17 protein-coding genes and 1 pseudogene are annotated in these 21,098 nt (G+C 74.6%); 10 read left to right on the top strand and 8 right to left on the bottom strand.

The genetic code is table 11. The features are described 5' to 3' along the window. Positions 1 to 171: 171 nt before the first annotated feature. Both ACZ4U1_RS03745 and ACZ4U1_RS03740 read left to right on the top strand, forming a co-directional pair. Complete coding sequence (locus ACZ4U1_RS03745) at positions 172 to 882, top strand: peptidoglycan-binding protein (protein WP_467899168.1); 711 nt, start codon at positions 172 to 174, stop codon at positions 880 to 882. A 40-nt stretch (positions 883 to 922) separates the two neighbouring features. Beyond that, entirely contained in the window at positions 923 to 1,435 is a 513-nt protein-coding gene (locus ACZ4U1_RS03740; protein WP_467899166.1) for a flavin reductase family protein, read from the top strand. Between the two features lie 9 nt (positions 1,436 to 1,444). Here the strand turns inward: ACZ4U1_RS03740 and ACZ4U1_RS03735 are convergent, their stop codons facing one another. From ACZ4U1_RS03735 to ACZ4U1_RS03715, 5 genes are all read right to left on the bottom strand, one after another. Beyond that, positions 1,445 to 3,760, bottom strand: coding sequence for a SpoIIE family protein phosphatase (locus ACZ4U1_RS03735; RefSeq protein WP_467900067.1), 2,316 nt, complete (start codon positions 3,758 to 3,760; stop codon positions 1,445 to 1,447). Between the two features lie 201 nt (positions 3,761 to 3,961). After that, on the bottom strand, positions 3,962 to 4,342 hold the full coding sequence (locus ACZ4U1_RS03730) for a hypothetical protein (protein WP_467899164.1): 381 nt from the start codon (positions 4,340 to 4,342) through the stop codon (positions 3,962 to 3,964). Positions 4,343 to 4,713: 371 nt separating this feature from the next. Then, entirely contained in the window at positions 4,714 to 5,631 is a 918-nt protein-coding gene (locus ACZ4U1_RS03725) for a MurR/RpiR family transcriptional regulator (protein WP_467899162.1), read from the bottom strand. A 78-nt stretch (positions 5,632 to 5,709) separates the two neighbouring features. Beyond that, the gene (locus tag ACZ4U1_RS03720) at positions 5,710 to 7,437 is read right to left on the bottom strand and encodes a phospholipid carrier-dependent glycosyltransferase (RefSeq protein ID WP_467899160.1); all 1,728 of its coding nucleotides are present in this window, start codon (positions 7,435 to 7,437) and stop codon (positions 5,710 to 5,712) included. Between the two features lie 300 nt (positions 7,438 to 7,737). After that, positions 7,738 to 8,388 carry a nucleoside/nucleotide kinase family protein gene (locus tag ACZ4U1_RS03715; RefSeq protein ID WP_467900065.1) on the bottom strand — a complete coding sequence of 217 codons (651 nt, stop codon included), beginning with the start codon at positions 8,386 to 8,388 and terminating at the stop codon, positions 7,738 to 7,740. Positions 8,389 to 8,494: 106 nt separating this feature from the next. Here ACZ4U1_RS03715 and ACZ4U1_RS03710 point away from each other — a divergent pair, with 106 nt between their 5' ends. Further along, entirely contained in the window at positions 8,495 to 9,235 is a 741-nt protein-coding gene (locus tag ACZ4U1_RS03710) for an HAD family hydrolase (protein ID WP_467899158.1), read from the top strand. Beyond that, positions 9,232 to 11,586, top strand: coding sequence for a glycoside hydrolase family 65 protein (locus ACZ4U1_RS03705; RefSeq protein ID WP_467899156.1), 2,355 nt, complete (start codon positions 9,232 to 9,234; stop codon positions 11,584 to 11,586). Before ACZ4U1_RS03710 ends, ACZ4U1_RS03705 begins: the two co-directional genes overlap by 4 nt. Positions 11,587 to 11,619: 33 nt before the next feature. Here the strand turns inward: ACZ4U1_RS03705 and ACZ4U1_RS03700 are convergent, their stop codons facing one another. Beyond that, entirely contained in the window at positions 11,620 to 12,075 is a 456-nt protein-coding gene (locus ACZ4U1_RS03700) for a BlaI/MecI/CopY family transcriptional regulator (RefSeq protein ID WP_467899154.1), read from the bottom strand. A 105-nt stretch (positions 12,076 to 12,180) separates the two neighbouring features. Between ACZ4U1_RS03700 and ACZ4U1_RS03695 the strand changes: the two are divergent. The 4 genes and pseudogenes from ACZ4U1_RS03695 to ACZ4U1_RS03680 form a co-directional block, all read left to right on the top strand. Then, positions 12,181 to 13,242, top strand: a pseudogene (locus tag ACZ4U1_RS03695) (hypothetical protein); the annotation flags it as partial. Between the two features lie 1,001 nt (positions 13,243 to 14,243). Beyond that, positions 14,244 to 15,191, top strand: a complete 948-nt coding sequence (locus ACZ4U1_RS03690; protein ID WP_467899152.1) for a lysylphosphatidylglycerol synthase domain-containing protein — start codon at positions 14,244 to 14,246, stop codon at positions 15,189 to 15,191. A 73-nt stretch (positions 15,192 to 15,264) separates the two neighbouring features. Beyond that, entirely contained in the window at positions 15,265 to 16,119 is an 855-nt protein-coding gene (gene prcB / locus ACZ4U1_RS03685; protein WP_467899150.1) for a proteasome subunit beta, read from the top strand. 259 nt (positions 16,120 to 16,378) lie between these two features. Beyond that, a complete protein-coding gene (locus tag ACZ4U1_RS03680; protein ID WP_467899148.1) occupies positions 16,379 to 16,867 on the top strand; it encodes a DUF5709 domain-containing protein in 489 nt (162 codons plus the stop codon). Positions 16,868 to 17,114: 247 nt separating this feature from the next. Here the strand turns inward: ACZ4U1_RS03680 and ACZ4U1_RS03675 are convergent, their stop codons facing one another. Next, positions 17,115 to 17,321, bottom strand: a complete 207-nt coding sequence (locus ACZ4U1_RS03675) for a hypothetical protein (RefSeq protein ID WP_467899146.1) — start codon at positions 17,319 to 17,321, stop codon at positions 17,115 to 17,117. A gap of 212 nt (positions 17,322 to 17,533) precedes the next feature. Between ACZ4U1_RS03675 and ACZ4U1_RS03670 the strand changes: the two genes are divergently transcribed. Next, positions 17,534 to 19,372, top strand: coding sequence for a glycoside hydrolase family 15 protein (locus tag ACZ4U1_RS03670; RefSeq protein WP_467899144.1), 1,839 nt, complete (start codon positions 17,534 to 17,536; stop codon positions 19,370 to 19,372). A gap of 111 nt (positions 19,373 to 19,483) precedes the next feature. Continuing rightward, positions 19,484 to 19,720: a hypothetical protein gene (locus tag ACZ4U1_RS03665; RefSeq protein ID WP_467899142.1), complete on the top strand. Its 237-nt coding sequence runs from the start codon at positions 19,484 to 19,486 to the stop codon at positions 19,718 to 19,720. A gap of 12 nt (positions 19,721 to 19,732) precedes the next feature. Here the strand turns inward: ACZ4U1_RS03665 and ACZ4U1_RS03660 are convergent, their stop codons facing one another. Beyond that, positions 19,733 to 21,058: a hypothetical protein gene (locus ACZ4U1_RS03660; RefSeq protein ID WP_467899140.1), complete on the bottom strand. Its 1,326-nt coding sequence runs from the start codon at positions 21,056 to 21,058 to the stop codon at positions 19,733 to 19,735. Positions 21,059 to 21,098 lie beyond the last annotated feature (40 nt).

Here is a 21,098-nt window from a genome sequence, read left to right as displayed (position 1 = left end):
CTAGCACCCACTTGTTCAAACGCTCAACACTTCTTGCCGAATTGATCGTATCGATCGTTTGGTTGGGGGAGGGGCGCCGGGACGGGGCTGCTGAACGGGGTCGCGACGGGCGCCGTATCTGAGCACGGGGCCGTGGAAGCCCCCGTATCCGCGGGACGGAAGGAGAGCCAGGTGCCGACACCGCCCGACCCCGAACAACCGCCGCCCGGGCCGGTTCTGGAGCCCGTCCGGGTCCTGCGGCTCCGCCGCTTCGACGCCCTCGCCGAGCTGATGCGCGACTTCCGGCCCGAGCACGTGACGCCCGGCCCCGCGACGTACGAGCCCCTCGCGGAGGCCGACACCCAGCAACTCCCGCCCGTCCCCACGGCCGGACCCGCCACGGCCACCCCCGGCTCCGGCCCGGGCCCGCGTCGGGCCGTCGTCGCCGTGGCCCTGGCGGCGGCCGCGCTCGTCGGGTTCGCCGCAGCCCTGCTGCTCCCCGGCCGCCAGCAGGCCGCCGCGACCGCCCGCCCGGCCCCGTCCGCCTCCTCGGCTCCCTCAGCCTCCTCGGCGCCGGCGGCGACAGCCCCGTCCGCCACCGCACCGGCCCCGCCGGCCCCCACCGCATCGGTCGCCTCCACCGCCGCGACCGACCCCGACGGCCCCGGCGTCCTCCGCCAGGGCGACGCCGGCCCCGACGTCGCCGACCTCCAGCAACGCCTGCTGCGCGTCCCGGACGTCTACCGCGGCGGCTCCACCAGCGGCACCTACGACACCACGCTCACCGAGGCCGTGGCCCGCTTCCAGCTCTGGTACGGCATCAGCGGCGACGAGACGGGCGTCTACGGCGACGACACGCGCCGTGCGCTGGAGTCCCGCACCGGCTTCGGCGACGATGCATGAGAGGACGGGACCGAGCGGCGGCGGACGGGAGAGCAACGGCATGGCGGACGACAGCGGCACGGGCGGCCGGGCGGCCGAGCCGAGCGCCTTCTTCGAGCGACTCGACCCGGACATGTGCGTGGTCACCGCCGTGGCGGGCGGTGAGCGCGCCGGCTGCCTCGTCGGGTTCGCCTCGCAGTGCTCCATCCAGCCGCTCCGCTTCGCCGTGTGGCTGTCCAAGGTCAACCACACCTACCGGGTCGCCCGCGCCGCCCAGTACCTCGCCGTCCATCTGCTCGGCCGCGACCAGCGGGATCTCGCGGAACTCTTCGGCGGCGAGACGGGCGACGAGACCGACAAGTTCGCGCGGCTCGACTGGCGGGAGGAGCACGGCGGCGCCCTCGTCCTTCAGGACGCGGCGGCCTGGTTCGTCGGCACCATCCTGCACCGCACCGACGGCGGCGACCACGTCGGTTTCGTGCTCGACCCGGTCCAGTGGGGCGAGGGGCGGGGCGGGCCGCTGCTGCGGCTCTCCGACGCCGTCACCATCGACGCCGGCCACCCCGTCGACTGAGCGGCGCCGTCAGCCGTCCGCCGCGTCCTGCTCCTCCTCCAGGGGCCTCCGGATGTCCAGCACGCACACGTCGTCCCGCCGTTCGTCCGCCAGCATCGTCGCGAGCAGTGCCTCCAGGGAGCCGGAGTCGCCGCAGCCGTGCGTGCGCACCGCCTCGGCCAGCCGGTCGAAGCCGGCGTCGAGGCCCTCGCCGGGGCGTTCGACCAGGCCGTCGGTGTACAGCAGCAGCCGGTCACCGGGTTCCAGCCGCAGTTCCCGCGACTCGTAGGCGGGCGCGGACATCGCGCCGAGCAGCATGCCGCCGGGCCGGTCGAGGAAGCGCACCTCGCCCCGGCGCACCAGCAGCGGCGGCGGGTGCCCGGCCTGCGCCCAGGCCAGGACGTGCCGGTCGGGGTCGTAGCGGGCCAGCACCATGGTGGCGGTGGTCTGGCTGTCGCGGGAGTGCAGCAGCAGCTGGTTGAGCCGCGCCAGCGCCCCGGTGAGCGAGGAGCCGGTGCTGACCATGCCCTTCGCGGTGAATCTGAGCTGGGCCATGGTGGCCACCGCGCCGATGCCGTGGCCCGCCACGTCACCGACCACGAACAGCGCGTCGGAGTCGGGCAGTTCGATGGCGCTGAACCAGTCGCCGCCGACGTGGATGCCGGCCTGGGCGGGCAGGTAGGCGACCTCGACGCGCAGTCCGGCCAGCCGCACCGGCTTGCTCGGCAGCGGCAGCAGGGCGTGCTGGAGCCGGGCGGCCAGGGCCCGCTCGGCCTGGAGGATGCCGCGCTGCAGGAGCATCGCGCGTTCGCTCTCCACCAGCGCGAGTTCCGCGCTGCGCTGCGCGGTGAGGTCCTGGACGAAGCCGTGGACCTCGACCGGCGTCCCGTCGGGCGCGGTGACGGCCTCCGCGACCATCCGCAGATGCCGGACGCCCGTGGGCGCCTCGATCCGGAATGGTACGTCGAACGGCCGCCCCTCGGAGACGAGTTCGTCGATCGCGCGGGTCAGCGGCCCGGTGTCCTCGGCGAGGGCCAGGCGGGGCAGCTCCTCCAGCGGCACCGGCCCCTGCCCGGGCCGCCGGCCGAGCACGGCGTACGTCTGCGCGGCCCAGGACGCCTCCTGGGTGACCAGGTTCCAGTTCGCCCAGCCCAGGTTGCCGAGCCGCTGCACGTCGGCGAGGCGCTGCTCCTGCCGGTCCACCGGGTCGTGCCGCAGCCAGGTCACCACCAGGCCCTCGCCGAGCGGGGCCGCCCGCACCGTGTAGGTGGCGGTCACGGGCACGTCGTCGACCACGTCCTGGTAGGCGAACGGCTCGGCCTCGAAGGGGAGCCCGGTCTCCAGGGCCCGCAGGTAGCCCTGCCACAGCGGTTCGCCCGCGACCGACGGGTAGCTCTCCAGGACGTGTGTGCCGACCATCTCCCGGCCGGTCCGGCCGAACACGTCGACCGCCTCCGGGGTGGCGGCGTCGATGCGGTAGTCCTCCACCTCGCCGGAGGGGGCGCGCAGCGGGGTCAGCAGGATGGCCGCGCCCGGCAGCGCGTCGAACACCGCCTGCACGGTGTGGGCGACATCCCCCGGCGCCGCGTTCTGCGGGCTGTCGAAAACCCATAGCCGGCCCGCGCACAGCCGGGCCACGGCCCGCAGCAGCTCCCGCTCGCGCGGCGCGAACGGCCCGCCCCGCCGGCGCAGCACCCCGAGGGCGACGTGCGCGGCGTCCCCGGCCGGCACGGGCAGCCAGGCCCGGCTCAGCCACCGCTCCGGGGGATCCCCGATGAGCAGGTACCGGGTGCGGTCGGTGGCGAGGTCCTCCAGCCAGAGGGGTTCCCCGGACTGTACGGCGTCCAGCGCGGCCACGCCGGTCAGCGGGGGCACCTGGCGCCACTGGGCGGCGAGGGTGGGCTCGATGCCGGCGTAGCCGATGAGCCCCAGCCCGCCCTCGGGCAGCCGCTCGTACAGCATCACCGCGTCGGCGTCCGCCTCGGGCGCGAGGTGGTCCAGCAGGCAGCCGGCCAGTTCGTGCGGCGAGCCGACCTGGACCAGGTCACGGCCGATGCGGCCGAGCACGTCCGCCAGGTCCGTGGTGCCGGCCGGCGCACTCCCGGCGGAGCCGACGGAGCCGAGGGCGGTGAGCGGGGGCGCGGCCGGGGCGGCGGGCTGTGTCCTGGGCGGCAGGCCGCCCAGAGTGAGCCAGCACTGTTCGAGGAGGGTGCGGTTGCCGTCCCGGGCGCGCTGGGCCAGCTCCTCGTGGGCCGCGTTCGGGGTACAGCCGGTGACGGCCATCAGCACGCCCTTGGCCCGCTCCAGGACCGCCGAGGTCGCGGCCAGGTCCCGCAGCCGTTCCATCTCCGCGCGCTGCCGAGCGACGACCTTGGCCAGCGCCGCCAGATCTGCGTTGGCGTCGCGGCCCACCGGAGGCAGAGGCTCGCTCGTCACGCGATGAGCATTGCACACCCGGGGCCGTTCGATCACTCGTCTGCCGGGTCCGGATTCATACGACCTTCCGGCAAGCTCTCCGGCGGGGGGTCGGTGCAGGTCGGGGGAGGGTCAGCGGCCCGTGCCACGTCCGGCCAGGGCCTCGCTGACCGCGCGGACGCTGCGCGCGATGTGCTGCAACTGGAGGACCTCCGCCGCGTACAGCTTGATCGTGTGTTCGATCACCGATTCGGGCAGTCCGAGCACGGGCAGTTCGGCGCGCGCCGTCTGCAGGGCGGTCCGTGCGACCCGGATCTCCTGCTGCACCTGGATCTGCGCGTGCCGGGCGAGCAGGACCGGGTGCCGGATGAGCGCCGGATAGCTGGCGTACCGCGCGGGGATCAGGTCGCGCAGCCACTTGGCCGCCGAGCGCTCCCAGTCGTACGAGCCCGGCGTCTTGACCTGACAGGGCCAGTCGGGACTGATGCGCGTGCTGGTCAGGGTCATGATCATCGCTTCCGGTGTGCGGCGTCGTGAGGGTGGTCGACGGATTCGGGGCGGCCCCGGCCTAGGGGATGACCGGGGCCGCCACGGGCGCGTCGCGCAGACGACACGCCCCCGCACACCCCGGGCGCCGACGTGGGTAGGGGACGGCGACAGGGGTGCCCGTGCGGTGGCCCCGGACGCGGGGAACCGGCACTGCGTCCGCCGAGCAGTATTTATATATGCCGAGTGGTTTGCAAGACGTATGAAAACATTCATGCGTGATATGCGGTGAATCATCCCCGTCCAGGGGGCGGATGACCGCAAGATCTTCACGGATGGCCGGCACGGCCGGAAGAATCGGCCGGGCGATGCGCTCAGTCCTTGAGGAAGAACTGTGCTCAGTCCTTGAGGAAGAACTGGTGCTGGTCGGAGAGCTGTTCGTACTTCTCCAGCCGGGCCTGGGTGCGCTCCGGATCGGCGTCGGTCATGGCCTGGAGCAGCGCCGCGGCCAGCACGCCGGGCGCGGCGTAGGAGTCGAACACCAGCCGGGACCCGGTGCCGGTGGCGAAGGTGATGTCGGCCTCGTCGGCCAGCGGCCCGAGCGCCAGGTCGGTCACCAGCGCGACCTTCAGACCCGCACCGCGCGCCACCCGGACGGCCTGGAGCGTCTCCTGGGAGTGCCGGGGCATGGCGAAGGCCAGCACCCAGCTGCCGCCGGCCTCGCGGGACTGCAGCAGCGCGTCGTAGGCCACGCTGCCGCCGCGGGTCACCAGCCGCACGTCCGGGTGGATACGGCGGGCGGCATAGCCGAAGTACTCGGCGAGCGACACCGAGATGCGCAGGCCCAGCACGGTCAGCGGGGTCGAGCGGGACAGTTCGCGCCCGACGCGGATGACCCGGTCGGGGTCCGCGAAGTCGCGCCGCAGGTTCTCCAGGTTCTCGATCTCGGCGTCGACGGCCGCCTGCAGCTCGTTGGCCCGGTCCTCCTCGCCGGGACCGCCGGCCAGGCTGCTCAGCGCGATCGACTGGAGCTTCTCGCGCAGCGCGGGGTAGCCGCTGAAGCCGACGGCGGCGGCGAAGCGGGTCACCGAGGGCTGGCTGACCCCGACCCGGTCGGCCAGCTCGGTGATCGACAGGAACGCGGCCTCGGTGATGTGCTCGATCAGGTACTGGGCGATGCGCCGCTGCCCCGGCGACAGACGCGGCCCGTCGAAGAGTTCCCGCAGCCGGGAGGTCGGGGCGGCCTCGGCCTCGGGCACCGTCTTGCCCGACGTGATCGCTGATGCCTGTGCGCGTGCCTGCTGCGGCGAGGGCACCGGTCGGCCTCCTTTGTCTGCCACGATCACTCAACATAGCTCACCCACCGCCGTGACCAGCGGGTTGGATCAGCGGCGTCACCTCCGGTACAGGCTGATGGAATGGCCCACCGAGCCGACCGGCCGGCTGTCCGCGATCAGCTCGGCGAGCCGTCCGCGCGCCTTGGCGACGGCGGAGTCCGACACCACCAGCAGCCCGTGCACCCGGTCCGGCGGCACCGTGCGCGGATCGGCGGCGCGGATGCCGTAGTACGACGGCACGCCACTGCCCTTGTACACCAGCCACACCCGTTCGCCGGGGTACCGCTCGCGGAGCCGGTCGGCGAGCCGGCCCAGGTCCTGCCCCCAGTCCACGTTCGCGTCGTGCAGCAGCCGGTGGGTGTGCGCCGGCCCGCCGAACGCCTCGTTCGCGTACGGCAGGTAGTACGGGAACGTCCGCACCGAACTCACCGCCGCCCACAGCACCAGCGCGCCCGTCAGCAACCCGGCCCACCGCCGGCGCGGCACCAGCACACAGGCCGCGGCCACCGCGCAGAACACCGGTACGAACAGCGCGTACCGGGTGCCGAAGTCCCGCGATCCCGTCATCGCCGCCGCCAGCAGGACCACCGGCGGCAGCAGCAGATACGGCGCCGCGGGCCGCAGCCGCCGCCGCGCCACGACCGCCACGGCACCGGCCGCGCCCAGCGCCAGCAGTCCGAGCGGGGTCTTCACCAGCAGCGCGGCCGGCAGGTAGTACCACAGCGAACCGGTGTACAGACGCCCGAACAGATACCCCTGCCAGGGGCGGTCCTCCAGCCCGAACTGCACCCGCATCCCGGCCCGGTACGCCCGTGGCACCGGCAGCAGCTCCACCAGCCGGCCCCGCAGCCCGTGCACGGCCGGCACCGGCTCGGCGGGCAGGAACCGCAGCCGAGGGTCGACGGCCAGATACACGGCCCACACGACGACGATCGCGGCGACCGCCACGACCACGGCACCCACGAGCGCCACCACCGCCCGCCGCTCCGCGAGCCGACGCAAGACCGCCCGGGCGGACAGGAAAGCCGGCAGCGGCCGCCGCGCGGTCCACGCCGAGACCGCTGCCAGGCCCATCACCACCGGTACCGCCGGCAGCGCGCTCATCTTGGTCGCCACGGCCGCGCCCAGAGCCGCGCCGGCCAGCGGCAGGTACCGGGCGGGACGGCGCCGGGCCCGCCAGGCGAGCCAGGCCGACGTCAGGACGAAAGCGGCCGCCGGCAGGTCCAGCGTGGCCAGCGAGCCGTGCGCGATCACGTCGGGGGAGAAGGCGTACAGGGCGAGCGCGGCCGGCCCGGCCGCCGTACCCGCCAGGTCCCGGGCGAACGCGAACACGACCAGCCCGCACAGCAGCGTCAGCGCGATCACCGGCAGCCGCGCCCACAGCATCAGCCGCCAGGGGTCGTTGCCCGAGGCGTACAGCAGGTGCCGGCCCACCTGACCCTGGTCGCCGGTGTACGACGGGTCGTAGTGCGGGTCCGCCACCGCCACCCCGGCGGCGATCAGCAGTTTCCCGAGCGGCGGATGCTCGGGGTTGTAGCGCAGCCGGTGTTCGCGCAGGTAGTCGGTGGCCGTCGCGACGTACACCGGCTCGTCGATGGTGGGGGTCTGCTGGACGGCCGTGGTGACCATCGCCGCGGCCATCTGCGCCAGCAGCAGGACGACCAGGAGCGGCGGCAGCCACCGCCGGTACCGGCGCAGCAGCGCGTCCCGGCCGGCCGGGACCTGCCGTACCGGCTCCGCGGGAGCCTCCGTGGTGAGGACCGGGTGCTGTTCGTGCGCCATCATCCGCCCAGCGGCGGCACCGGCCGTGCGGTGGCCGGAGGGTGCGGGGACCTGATCACGGCCCTACTGTCGCACCGCTCCCGCCGCCGCGGCCGTCACCGCCGCACCAGTCGTACCGACAGGCCTTCTGCCGTGTACACGGGTACGGCCCGCAGCCCGCCGGAGTTCACCTCGCTCCGCTCGAACCACCCGGACAGCTCTGGTGCCGGCATCGTGTGCGACGGTGTGCGGTCCCGGGGAGATGTGCGAGGACGATGAACGCGTGCCGCACCGCACACCACCGAACGCGCCCTGCGCCCGCCGTCAGCCCGCCGCGCGCAGCGCGGTGGCCGGCACCACCAGGTCCGCCCGGTCCCGGGTCGTCGCGACCAGGTCGGCGTTGCGCTGGTCGGTGCCCAGCACCCAGGCCACGGCCGCCGCGTGCTCCTTGCCGAACTCCTCGTGCCGGGCGACCAGCCGGCGGATCCGCTCCTCCTCGTCGATCTCGCAGAACCACACCTCGTCCAGGCACGGCCGCACCCGCGCCCACGAACCCTCCCGCAGCAGCAGGTAGTTCCCCTCGGTCACCACCAGTCGGGCCTGCGGCGGCACCGGGATCGCCCCGGCGATCGGCTGCTCCAGCACCCGCTCGAACCCCGGCGCGTACACCACGTCGTCGGTCTCCTCGCGCAGCCGCCGTAGCAGCGCCGCGTACCCGCCCGCGTCGAAGGTGTCCGGCGCGCCCTTGCGGTCCCGGCGGCCCAGCCGGTCCAGTTCGCGGTCGGCGAGGTGGAAGCCGTCCATGGGCACATGCGCCGCCCACGGCGGGCCGTCCCCGTTCAGGGCCGCCACCAGGCGCTCGGCCAGCGTCGTCTTGCCCGCGCCGGGACTGCCCGCGATACCGAGCAGGGCCCGCCCGCCGCCCCGGGGCAGAGCGCGGGCGCGGGCGAGGAGGCCGTCGAAGGCCGGCGGCAGGGAGTCGGAGGTCAGCGGCACACTGCAGAGTGTGGCACCGCCCGCCCGCACGGTATGTGGCGTGCGCCACTCACTGGAGTGTCCGGTACGGGGAACAGTCCTCGGTATGAGTCAGCTCGCTCTGCCCGACACCATCCAGGCCTGCCTCTTCGACCTCGACGGGGTCGTCACCAAGACGGCCGTCGTGCACGCGGCGGCCTGGAAGGAGACGTTCGACGCCTTCCTGCGCGCCTACGAGGGCGAGCAGGGACGGCCGTTCGACGCCGTCACCGACTACGACGAGTACGTGGACGGCCGCCCCCGCGCCGACGGAGTCCGCGCCTTCCTCGCCTCGCGCGGCATCCACCTGCCCGAGGGCGGCCCCGGCGACCCGCCGGACGCCCGCACCGTCCACGGCCTCGGCAACCGCAAGAACGAGCTGCTGCTGGAGCGGATCCGCACCGGCGGGGTCGAGGCCTACGAGGGCACCCTGCGCTATCTGGAGGCGGTCCGCGCCGAGGGCCTGCGCACCGCGATCGTCTCCTCCAGCGCCAACTGCCGGGACGTGCTGCGCTCCGTCGGCGCCGAGCACTTCTTCGACGTACGCATCGACGGCGTGGTGGCCGTGGAGCGGAACCTGCCGGGCAAGCCGCACCCCGACACCTTCCTCGCCGCCGCCCGGGACCTCGGCGTCGAGGCGTCCCACGCGGCCGTCTTCGAGGACGCGCTGGCCGGCATGGACGCGGGCCGGGCCGGCGGCTTCGGATATGTCGTCGGCGTGGACCGGGTGGGCCAGACCGACGCGCTGTACGCGCACGGCGCCGACATCGTCGTCAAGGACCTCGCCGAACTCGGAGGCAAGCAGTGATCACCGACCGGTCGTACGCCGTCGAACCGTGGACCGTCCGGGAGACCGCGCTCGACCTCGACGTGCTCGCCCAGAGCGAGTCGGTGTTCGCCCTGTCCAACGGGCACGTCGGCTGGCGCGGCAACCTCGACGAGGGCGAACCGCACGGACTGCCCGGCAGCTACCTCAACGGCGTCCACGAGGTGCACCCGCTGCCGTACGCCGAGGCCGGCTACGGCTATCCGGAGTCCGGGCAGACCGTCATCAACGTCACCAACGGCAAGGTCCTGCGACTGCTCGTCGACGACGAGCCGTTCGACCTGCGCTACGGCCGGCTCGTCTCCCACGAACGCGTCCTCGACCTGCGCCGCGGGGTGCTGGAGCGGACCTGCGAGTGGACCTCACCGGCCGGCTCCACGGTCCGGGTGCGCTCCACCCGGCTGGTGTCGCTGACCCAGCGGGCGATCGCCGCCGTGGCCTACGAGGTGGAGGCCGTCGGCAGCCGCAGCCGGGTGGTGATCCAGTCGGAGCTGGTCGCCAACGAGAGCCTGCCCGAGCCCGACGGCGACCCCCGCGCGGCGCGGGCGCTGAAGTCACCGCTGGAGCAGGAGGACGGCTTCGCCTCCGGAAACCGGCTGCGGCTGGTGCACCGCACCCGGCGCAGCGGCCTCAGGGTCGCCGTCGCCGCCGACCACACCGTCACCGGCCCCGAACGCACCACCACCCGCAGCGAGAGCGGCATCGACGTCGCCCGGCTCACCGTCACCTCCGTGCTGGAGCCCGGCCAGAGCCTGCGGGTGGAGAAACTGGTCGCGCACGGCTGGTCCGGCGCCCGGTCGCTGCCCGCGATGGCCGACCAGGTCGACGCGGCGCTCGCCGCCGCCGGCCACGACGGCTGGCAGGGGCTGCTCGCCGACCAGCGGGCCTGCCTGGACGACTTCTGGGCCCGCGCCGACGTCGAGGTGGAGGGCGACGAGGAGATCCAGCAGGCCGTCCGCTTCGCGCTGTTCCACGTCCTGCAGGCCGGCTCGCGCGCCGAGCAGCGCGCCATCCCCGCGAAGGGACTGACCGGCTCCGGCTACGACGGGCACGCGTTCTGGGACACCGAGATGTTCGTGCTGCCCGTGCTCACCCACACCGCGCCCGCCGCCGTCGCCGAGGCGCTGCGCTGGCGGTACAACACCCTGGACGAGGCCCGCGAACGCGCCGCCCAACTGGGCCTCGCCGGGGCCGCGTTCCCCTGGCGGACCATCGCGGGACCGGAGGGCTCCGCGTACTGGCCGGCCGGCACCGCCGCCTTCCATGTGAACGCCGGCATAGCCGACGCCGTCGTCCGGTACGTCGAGGCCACCGGCGACACCGCGTTCGAACGGGAGACCGGCGTGGAGCTGCTCGTCGAGACCGCCCGGCTGTGGCGGTCGCTGGGCCACCACGACACCCACGGCGTCTTCCACCTCGACGGTGTCACCGGCCCCGACGAGTACAGCGCGGTCGCCGACGACAACACGTACACCAACCTGATGGCCCGCCAGAACCTGCGCGCCGCGGCCGACGCCGTGGAACACCATCCCGGCGAGGCACGGCGGCTCGGCGTGGACGAGGAGGAGAGCGCGGCCTGGCGGGACGCCGCCGACGCCATGCACGTTCCCTACAACGCCGAACTCGGCGTCCACGAACAGCACGCCGGCTTCACCCGCTACCAGCGCTGGGACTTCGACGGCACCCGCCCCGACCAGTACCCGCTGCTGCTGCACTTCCCCTACTTCGACCTCTACCGCAAACAGGTCGTCAAGCAGGCCGACCTGGTGTTTGCCATGTACACCTGCGGCGACTGGTTCGAGGAGGAGCACGGCGAGGAGCAGATCGCCCGGAACTTCGCCTACTACGAGCCGCTGACCGTCCGCGACTCCTCCCTGTCCGCCTGCTGCCAGGCCGTCATCGCCGCCCGGACCGGCCACCTGGACCTCGCCTACGCCTACACCGCCGAGGCCGCGCTGATGGACCTGCAGGACCTGGAGCACAACACCCGGGACGGGCTGCACATCGCCTCGCTCGCGGGCACCTGGATGGCGCTGGTCGCGGGCTTCGGCGGCATGCGGCGCGCCGGCGACCGGCTGCGGTTCGCGCCCCGCCTGCCCGAGCGGCTGCGCCGGCTCGCCTTCCACGTCCAGTTCCGCGGGCGCAGGCTGCGCGTGGACATCGGCGCGGACAAGGTGACGTACGCGCTGCTGGACGGGCCGCCGCTGACGCTGAGTCACCACGGTGAGCCGGTGAGGGTCGCCACGGAGGAACCGGCCGTCCGGGCCGTACCGCCGGTGATCCGCCGGCCCGCGCCCGACCAGCCGCCGCACCGCGTGCCGAACAGCGGCTGAACCGCGCGCGCGGCGCTGCGCGGTGGGCCGGCCTCAGGCGCCGCCCGCGGCCCGTTCTGCGGCTCCGCTCGCGGCGCGGTCCGCGGCCCGTTCTGCGGATCCGTCTCCGGCTCGGCCCCGGCTCAGCAGCTCGCGCAGGGCCCGTTCCTCCTCGGCGCTCAGCCCGGTCACGAACTGCCGGAGCGCGGCGATCGGGTCCGGCCCCCGGTCCAGGGCCTCGTGCATCGCCGCGGCGGTCATCTCGGCCGCGTTCTTCGCCGCCCGGTACGCCCCGCGCCGCCCGTCGGCGTCGCGGAGCACCAGACCCTTGTCGTACAGGCGTGTGAGGATGGTGTGGACCGTGTTGTACGCGAGTCCGCCGCCGATCTCCTGCTGGATCTCCGCCGGGGTCAGCGGTCGCTCGGTGGCCCACAGGGCGGCCAGCACCTCACCCTCCAGCTCCCCGGCGCCGCGCCGCTCCGCCCTGCCGCGGGACCCTGTGCCAGCCATGCCCCAACCTTACAGCGCGTAGGGCCGTCGGCCGGATGGCCCCGCCCGCCGGGCACCGCCGGACGGCCCGCGTTAGCTTGGCCGTGATGTTCCGGAGGGGTGGTCATGGCCGGCAGTGCGCACGCGACACTCGACGCGGCGAGCCGCGAGGGCGCGCGCCGCGCGTCCGCCGGCTCCGCGCGTGCCGGCTGGCCGTCGGCGGCCGTCGCCGCGGCCTTCACCCTGGCCCAACTCGTCCTCGTACGGCCGGGCCTGGGGCTCGGCTGGGACGAGACGGTGTACGTCAGCCAGGTCAGCGGACACGCGCCCGCCTCCTTCTTCAGCGCACCCCGCGCGCGGGGCGTCTCCCTGCTGGTCGCACCCGTCGCGGCCTGGTCGTCGTCCACCGCCCTGCTACGGGTCTACCTCGCCCTCCTTGCCGGCCTCGCCCTGTTCCTGGCACTTCGCGCCTGGCGCGGACTCTTCCCCGGCCGCGTACTCGCCCTCGCCGGCGCCCTGTTCGCCTCCCTGTGGGTGACCCTGTTCTACGGCCCGCAGGCCATGCCCAACTACTGGGTCGCCGTCGCCGCCCTGGCCGCCGTCGGCTGCTTCCTGCGCGCCCGCGCCGAGCGGACCGCGCTGTGGGGCCTGGCGGGCAGCGCGGTGCTCATGGCGTGGATGCGGCCGGTGGACGCGGTGTGGGCGGCCCTGCCCCTGCTCGCCCTCGGCCTGACCCGCCGCCACCGGCGGGCGCTGCTCGTCCTGCTCGCCGGGCTCACGGCCGGCGCCGCCGAGTGGGTGATCGAGGCGTACACGCGCTACGGCGGTCTGGCGCGCCGGCTGTCCGACGGCTCGGAGATCCAGGGCGGCCTCGGCTGGCACGTCGCCGTCGTCGACCAACTGCGCAGCCTGGGCGGGCGCACGCTGTGCCGGCCGTGCACCGGCGCCCTGCCGCATCCGCTGCTCACCCTCTGGTGGTTCGCGCTGCCCCTGCTCGCCGTGCTCGCCCTCGCGCTCGCCGTGCGGGCCCGGCGTACGACGACGTCCACGGCACTGCCGCTCGCCTGCGCGGCGACCGCCGCGTTCCCCTACCTGTTCCTGATCGGCTACGCGGCCCCCCGCTTCCTCCTCCCCACCTACGCCCTCCTCGCCGTCCCCGCCGCCACCACCCTCACCCACCTGCTGACCCCCACGTCCCGGTCCCACGACCAGACCACGCCCCCGGCCCGCCGCCGGACTCCCCGTCCGGGCTCACGTCCGGCTCGGCGCTCGCCCTGGCGCCCGGCCCTGTTCCTGACACCGCGTCTGTACCGGCGCCCGGCCCAGCGCTCGCCCTCCCGCCCGACCCAGCCCCGGGCCACGTCCCCGGACCAGCCCCCGGCCTCCGCTCCGCCCCAGGCCCAGGCTTCGGCCCGCCGCCGGACGTCGGGTCGGCTCCGCCGCTTGGCTCGGTGCCCGGAGCTGCGCTCGGCCCCGGGCCCGGCCCATCCCCCGGACCCGGCCCGGGCCTTCGCCTCGGCTCCGCCCCAGGTTCCGGCCCGGCCCCAGGCTTCGGCCCGCCGCCGGGCTCCGGGTTGGCTCTGCCGGCTGGTTCGGCGTCCGGAGGTGCGCTCGGCCTCGGGTGTGGCCCAGCCCCGGGCCACGTCCCCGGACCGGGCCATGGCCCAGGCCCAGCCCTCGGCCTCGGCTCCGCCCCAGGCTTCGGCCCGCCGCCGGACTCCGCGTTGGCTCCGGCGCCCGGCCCGCCCCCCGGCCTCGGCTTCCCTCCGGCTCCCGGCCGCCCAGGCCCCGCCCCGGCGCCCGCTCGTCACCGTGCTGGTCTGTGCCGTGCTCGTCGCTCATCTCGCGGTGCAGCTCGCCGTGCTCGTGCACACGGTGGGCAACACCGCCGCCGCCCACCGGGAGTGGGCCCGCACCGCGGTGGAGCTGGGGCGGCGGGGGGTCCGTCCGCCCTGCCTGGTGACCGGGCACGAGGCCCTTCCGATCGCCTTCGCGGCCGGATGCTCCTCCGGTGCGACGGCCGGACCCAACGCGAACATCACCGAGGACGGCATCACCCGGACCACCCGGCGGATGCCGGTCGCCACGCTGGTGCGGGCCGGGGCCGCGCCGCCCGGTTACGCCCGCGACTGGCCGTCCGTGCCCGTCGGCGCGGTCCGGCTCTACTACGTCGTACCGGGCGCCGGCCCATGACGGCCCCGGCCGGACTCACCGCCTTCCCCGGCCGCCGCCGTACCCACGCGCAGGCCGGTGTCTGCGTCGCCGTCCTGCTCGGCGCGCTGTACCTGGCCCGGCGGCACTGGCCCGCCGTCGAGAGCGGGGCGGGGCGGCTGGCGGTCGCCGACCAGGGCTGGCTGCTGCTCGGCGCGACCGCGGCCCTGGGCACCTGGGCGGCCTCCGCCCTCGCCCAGCAGGGCGCCGTCGTACCGCGGCTGCCCGGACCCCGGCTGGTCGCCGCCCAGTTCGCCGCCTCCGCCGCCAACCACCTGCTGCCCGCCGGGCTCGGCGCGGGCGCGGTGAACCTGCGGTTCCTGATGCGCTGCGGGCTGCCGGCCGGACGCTCGGCCGGCGCGCTCGCCGTCAAGGCCACCGCGGGCGCCGCCGCCCGCCTGACCCTGATCGCGCTGCTCGCCCCGGCCTGTCCGGGCCTGCTGCGCCTCCCGCACGTCCCCCCGACGGCGGTCGCCGCCCTACTGCTCGTCGCCGTACTCGTGGCGGTCCTGCTCGCCACCGCCCTGTGGCCCCGCTGCCGGCGGGCGCTCACCGCCGTACGGGCCGACCTGCGCGCACTGCACTCCTGCCCGGCCCGCGCGGCGGCCCTGTGGGGCGGCTCGCTCGCCTTCGCCGCCCTGCACGCGCTGGTCCTCATCGCCGTCACCCGCGCCGTCGAGCTGTCCCTCGCCCCGCTCCCGGTGGCCCTGCTGTACCTCGCCGCCAGCGGCGCCGCCGCCCTGCTGCCCACATCGGGCGGTCTCGGCTCGCTGGACGCCGCACTGGCCCTCGCCCTCACCGCCGCCGGCACGCCCGGCGCCGCCGCCGCGTCCGCGGTGCTCGGCTACCGGCTGCTGACCGTCTGGCTGCCGCTGCTCCCCGGACTGCTGGTGCTCGCGGTGCTGGTGCGCCGCAGGGCCCTGTGAGCGCCGGGGAGTTTCCCGGGCGCCCGGGGCAGGTAGGAGACGGGTACTGCCGGCGGACACAGGAGGGGGAGTCATGCGGGGGAACGACAGCGCGGGCCTGCCGGACGCGGCCTTCTTCACACCGGGATCGTCGTCCTTCACCGAGTTCCTGGCCGCGCACCGCCCCGGGCTGCTGCCCACCGCGCCCCCGTTGCCGCCGGGCACCCGGATGGCGCCCGACCGGTTCCCGCACGGCACCACCGTGCTCGCCCTGACCTACCGCGACGGCGTACTGATCGCCGGCGACCGCAGGGCCACCATGGGCAACCTCATCGCGCAGCGCGACCTGGAGAAGGTGCACCCCGCCGACGACCACACGGCCGTCGCCTTCGCCGGCACCGTCGGCCTCGCCCTGGACATGGTGCGGCTCTACCAGGTCGAGCTGGCCCACTTCGAGAAGATCGAGGGCGTTCCGATGACCCTCGGGGCCAAGGCGACCCGCCTCGCGGCCATGATCCGGCAGAACCTGGCCCAGGCCATGCAGGGGCTCGCCGTCGTCCCGCTGCTCGTCGGCTACGACCTCACCGCGCCCGGCGGCGGCCGCGGCCGCATCTTCAGCTACGACGCCGCCGGCGGACTGTACGAGAAGCAGCACTTCCACGCCGAGGGCAGCGGCTCCCCGTACGCCCGGGGCGCCCTGAAGAAGCTGCACCGGCCGGACCTGACCCGCCGGGAGGCGGCCCTCGTCGCGCTCCAGGCGCTGTACGACGCGGCGGACGACGACTCGGCCACCGGCGGCCCGGACCTCGGCCGCCGTATCTTCCCCGTCGTCTCGGTCATCACCGAGGACGGCTTCGAGCGGCTGCCGGAGACGGAGACGGAGCAGCTCAGCCGCGAGACGGTCGAGCAGCGCACCGGCCGCCCGGACGGCCCGCACGCCACGCTCTGACCGTCCCACGTCCGGCTTTCCCTCCCCATGGGGAAGGCCTGCCACGCCCTTTACTGCACATGGGTTGCAGCTACAGATGGACGGCACAAGGCTGTGGAGCGTGGAGTCCCTCCCTCGACGGCCGTCCCTGATTCCGCTCCGCCCCTCCCCGCAGGAGCGGATCAGGGGCGGCGGGACGGCCGACCGGGCGCGGCGGGGTTAACCACCCGGCCACGGGAAACGCGGACCAGGACCGCCCGCGAACCCGAAGGAGGCGACCATGAGCGACCAGCAGTCCGAGCAGACCCCGATGGCCGACGACGCCTACCAGCCCACCGGAAGCAACGAGGAACAGGAGGACGCCGGTCCCCTGGACCTGCAGGACGCGGTCGGCGAACGCACCTACGACGACATGCTCGACGAGGGCTACTCCCCGCCCGAACGCCCCCTCGGCGTCACCCGGCACGGCACCACCGCCGCCGAGCAGCACACGGGGGAGACCCTGGACCAACGGCTCGGCCAGGAGGTCCCCGACGTGACCCCGCCGGCCGGCGACGAGATCGGCGACCTGCCCGGCGGCGAGGGCGAACCGGTCGACCCCGAGGCGGGCGAGTTCCGTGCCGGCCGCCTGGTCGCCCCGGACGAGGGCGCCCACACCGACACCACCAAGGAGGAGGTCGCCCAGGACGTGGGCATCGACGGGGGAGCGGCCGGCGCTGAGGAGGCCGCGGTGCACGTGATCCCGGACGACACCGGACTGCCGGAGTGAGCGCACACGGCACCGGGGGGGGGGGGGGGGGGGGGGGGGGGGGGGGGGGTGGGGGGTGTGGGGGGGTGGGGGGGGGGGGGGGGGGTGGTGTGCGGGGGGGGGGGGGGGGTGGCGGGCGTGGGGGAGCCAGGGGGAAAGGGGATACCGAAGGACAACGGATCTAGAAGGGAAGCAAAAAAGACACGGGCGGGGCGTACCCACCCCCGCCCGGTGCCCCCGTTGGTGTCCCTGAGTTCCCCGGATCGCCCTAGGGCAGCAGCTTCTCGATGGCTGCCGGGCCCTCCGACTCCAGCTTGCGACGCGCCCAGTCGAGGTTCCTCGGTGTGACGTCCCTGCCCGCCGCCATCACCATGTCCTCAGGGGTGACGTCCCTGGGGGGCGCGGAGTGGAGCAGGGCGTCCGGGGTGCAGACGTCGTCCGACGAACGGGACTCTTCGGGTGTGGATGTCGACATGATGCCTCCTCCTCGGTCCGGATGACCGCATCCGTGCCGGTGCCTGTCGAACGGGCACACTCTCACCATTCCCCTCCCCGGCGCACCCTGCATCTTCAGGCGCCCCGGGAGCGGCTGGGGAGCGCCTTCCCACCCCACACGGAACCACTCGCTCCTAAGCTGGAAACCACCCGCACCAGCCGCGCACCGCACCGCACACCGGGAGGCCGCCGATGGCCGCGACGCCGTATCCCGAGGACGCCACCCGCAGCCCCCGCTACCTGCCCATCGCCGAACACGGGCTCATCGGCGACCTGCGCACGGTGGCCCTGGTCGGCAGCAACGGCACGATCGACTGGTACTGCTGCCCCGCCTTCGACTCCCCCAGCGTCTTCGCGGCCGTCCTCGACGCCGAGCGCGGCGGCTGTTTCGAGCTCGCCGCCGCCGTACCGGCCCGCACCAAGCAGTTCTACTTCCCCGACACCAACGTACTGATCACCCGGTTCTTCACCGAGGACGGCGTCGGCGAGGTGCAGGACTTCATGCCGGTCGCCCATGACGCACGCGGTGAGGCGGGCCGGCACCGGCTGATCCGGCGCGTGGTGTGCGTCCGCGGCACCGTCCCCTTCCGCGCCCTGATCGCCCCCCGCTTCGACTACGGCGCCGCCCCGCACACCCTGAGCACCCTGGACGGCATGATCCTGTTCGAGTCCCCCGGCCAGTCGCTGGCTCTCACCTCCACCGTGGCCCTGGAGTGCGACGCACGGGACGCCCGCGCCGACTTCAAGCTCGGCGAGGGCGAGTCAGCGGTGTTCGCCCTCGACCAGGTCACCGGCGAGGTGACCCCGCGCGGCTGCGCCCACGCCGAGGCGGAGCACCAGTTCAACGCCACGGTCACCTACTGGCGGCGCTGGCTGCACCAGTCCCGCTACCGGGGCCGCTGGCGCGAGATGGTGCACCGCTCCGCGCTCACCCTGAAGCTCCTCACCTATGCCCCCACCGGCGCCATCGTCGCCGCCCCCACCACCAGCCTGCCCGAACAGCTCGGCGGCGAGCGCAACTGGGACTACCGGTACGTGTGGGTGCGCGACGCCGCCTTCGCCGTCTACGCGCTGCTGCGGCTCGGCTTCACCGGCGAGGCCGAGGCGTTCATGGGATTCCTCACCACGCACATCAGCCCCGGCTGCGGCGACGGCTCCGGCCCGCTGCAGATCATGTACGGCATCGACGGCCGCACCGACCTGCCCGAACGCGAACTCCCGCACCTGTCCGGCCACCAGGGCTCCGCCCCGGTCCGGGTCGGCAACGCCGCCGCCGGCCAGCTCCAGCTCGACATCTACGGCGCCCTGATCGACTCCATCTACCTCTACGACAAGTGGGCCCAGCCCATCTCCAGCGGCCAGTGGGACGACGTCTGCCACCTGGTCGACTGGGTGTGCGACCACTGGGACCAGCCCGACGAGGGCGTGTGGGAGACCCGTGGCGGACGCAAGGACTTCCTCTACTCGCGGCTGATGTGCTGGGTCGCGATCGAGCGGGCCATCCGCCTCGCCACCCACCGCGGGCTGCCCGCCGACCACCGGCGCTGGCGCCAGGCCCGGGACGCCATCTACCGGCGGATCATGGACCGCGGCTGGTCGGAGCGCCGGCGCGCCTTCGTGCAGTACGAGGGCGGGGACGTCCTGGACGCCTCCCTGCTGATGATGCCGCTCGCCAAGTTCATCGCCCCCACCGACCCCAAGTGGCTGTCCACCCTGGACGCCCTCACCGAGGACCTCGTCTCCGACTCCCTCGTCTACCGCTACGACCCGCAGGCCAGCCCCGACGGACTCCGAGGCGACGAGGGCACCTTCTCCATCTGCTCCTTCTGGTACGTCGAGGCGCTCGTCCGGGCCGGCCGGCTCGACGAGGCCCGGCTGGCCTTCGAGAAGATGCTCACCTACGCCAACCACCTCGGCCTGTACGCCGAGGAAATCGGCCGCACCGGCGAGCAGCAGGGCAACTTCCCGCAGGCGTTCACCCATCTCTCCCTCATCAGCGCCGCCTTCAACCTGGACCGCGCCCTCGGCTGAACCCTGCCCTGCCGCCGGGCTCGATCGGGCGGTGTGTCCGCAGGTCGCACGGGTACCCGGGGGGTCGACAAGCGGAACCGACACACGGTTCACAGAAGGAGGAAACCCCGGATGACCAGCACCAGCGAGACCGGCGACGTCACCGGCACCCGTGACAAGGACTACAACCTGATCTGGTACGTCGAGGCGTGCCTGAGCAACGCCCTGCGTCTGGAGCAGTACATCCAGGACGCCGAGCGTGACAAGGACAACGAGGTCGTGGAGCTGTTCCGCAAGGCCCAGTCCGACAGCCGCAAGGGTGCCGAAATGGGCAAGCAGTTGCTGCGCTCCCGGCTCAACGGCGGCTGACCGCCGCCCCGCTCAGGCGAACCGGGAACCGGGGACGGGCCCGGCGGACCGCACACGCGCCCGGTCGCCGCGCAGCCATGTGCCGGCCACGGCCGTGGCGAACGCGGCGAAGGCGGTGTCGTCGTCCGCCGGGCCGTCGCCGTCCCCGTCGTCGGCGGCCGGGTCCGCACCGGTGATCCCGGCGGCGATCTCCGCCTCCGGACGGTCGTCCGCCGGCCCGCGTTCGAGGCTTCCGCCGGCGCCCTGCCTCAGCTGCTCGCCCCACGGCGCCACCACCGACTGGTGCAGCAGCGCGGCACTGTCCGGGGTGAGCGCGGGCGGGTCCGTCCAGCAGCACGCGTGCGCGTGCAGCACCTGCCCGGGCACCCGTTCGAACAGCTCTCCGATCAGTTCCGGCCCGCCGTCGTGCGCAGCGAGCCCGTCCAGGTCGTACGCCACGACGACCGTGTCCGTCCGGCCCGGCGCGAACGGCTCGGCCGGCAGGCCCAGGACCTCCGCCGCGGCGAGACCGAGGATCCGCGAGTCCCGGTCCGGCAGCAGCGACACCGACCGCGGCCGGACCCCGGTGGCGGACAGCAGGGTCCGCAGCCGCAGCAGACCCCGCAGACACTGCTCCGGGCTGTCCTGCAGCCAGGCGTAGCGGCCGTTCATCCCGTCGTCGAAGCCGTACGGGGACAGCGTGCCGAGGACCGTCCCGCCCATCACGTACTGCCAGCCCCGCAGGTCCGCCGCGTCGAGCCGGCCCGCCCGCTCGGCGTCCGCGGCCCGCGCGAGCACACGGTTCTGCCGCTCCCGCGCGGGCTGCCACCGCGCGTCCTCCGGGTCGGACAGCAGCGCGTGCTGGCGCCGGGCCAGCTCCAGGTCGCCCGCGAGCACCGCGTTGTACACCAGCAGGTAGCGGTCCGGCCAGTCGGCGAAGCGGCCTTCGTGACGGGCGAGTTCGCTCGCCGCCTCCCGGTGCCGGCCCTCGTCCTCGTACGCCGACACCAGCTCCCGCAGCACGGGCAGCGCCCCGCCGCTGCGGCGCAGCGCCTCCCGCAGCGCGGGAATCGCCAGGTCCGCCACCCCTCGCTCGACGCAGGCGTACCCGTAGTCGTAGAGCGCCCGCGCGTCGTCGGGCGCGGTGGCCAGGGCGGCCGAGGCGTCGGCCAGGTCGGCGAAGCCGGCGGAGCCGGCCGCCCGCCCCACGACCAGGGCCACCTCGGCGAGCGGCTGGTCCTCCCCGGCGGCCCGGACCTGCCGCAGGGCACCGGGCACATCCCCGGCGTCCAGGGTTTCCCAGGCGGTGAGCAGTGCGGGGGACGTGGGCCGGCGGGTCCGGCGCTTGCGCGAGAACATGCCGGAGATCATCACCCGGCGTCCGCGGCGGCCTCAAGGT

The sequence above is a fragment of the Streptomyces sp. NPDC028928 genome, from assembly GCF_055564915.1.
The sequence above is the reverse complement of the archived record's forward strand: the minus strand, read 5'-3'. Positions and strand labels throughout refer to the sequence as shown.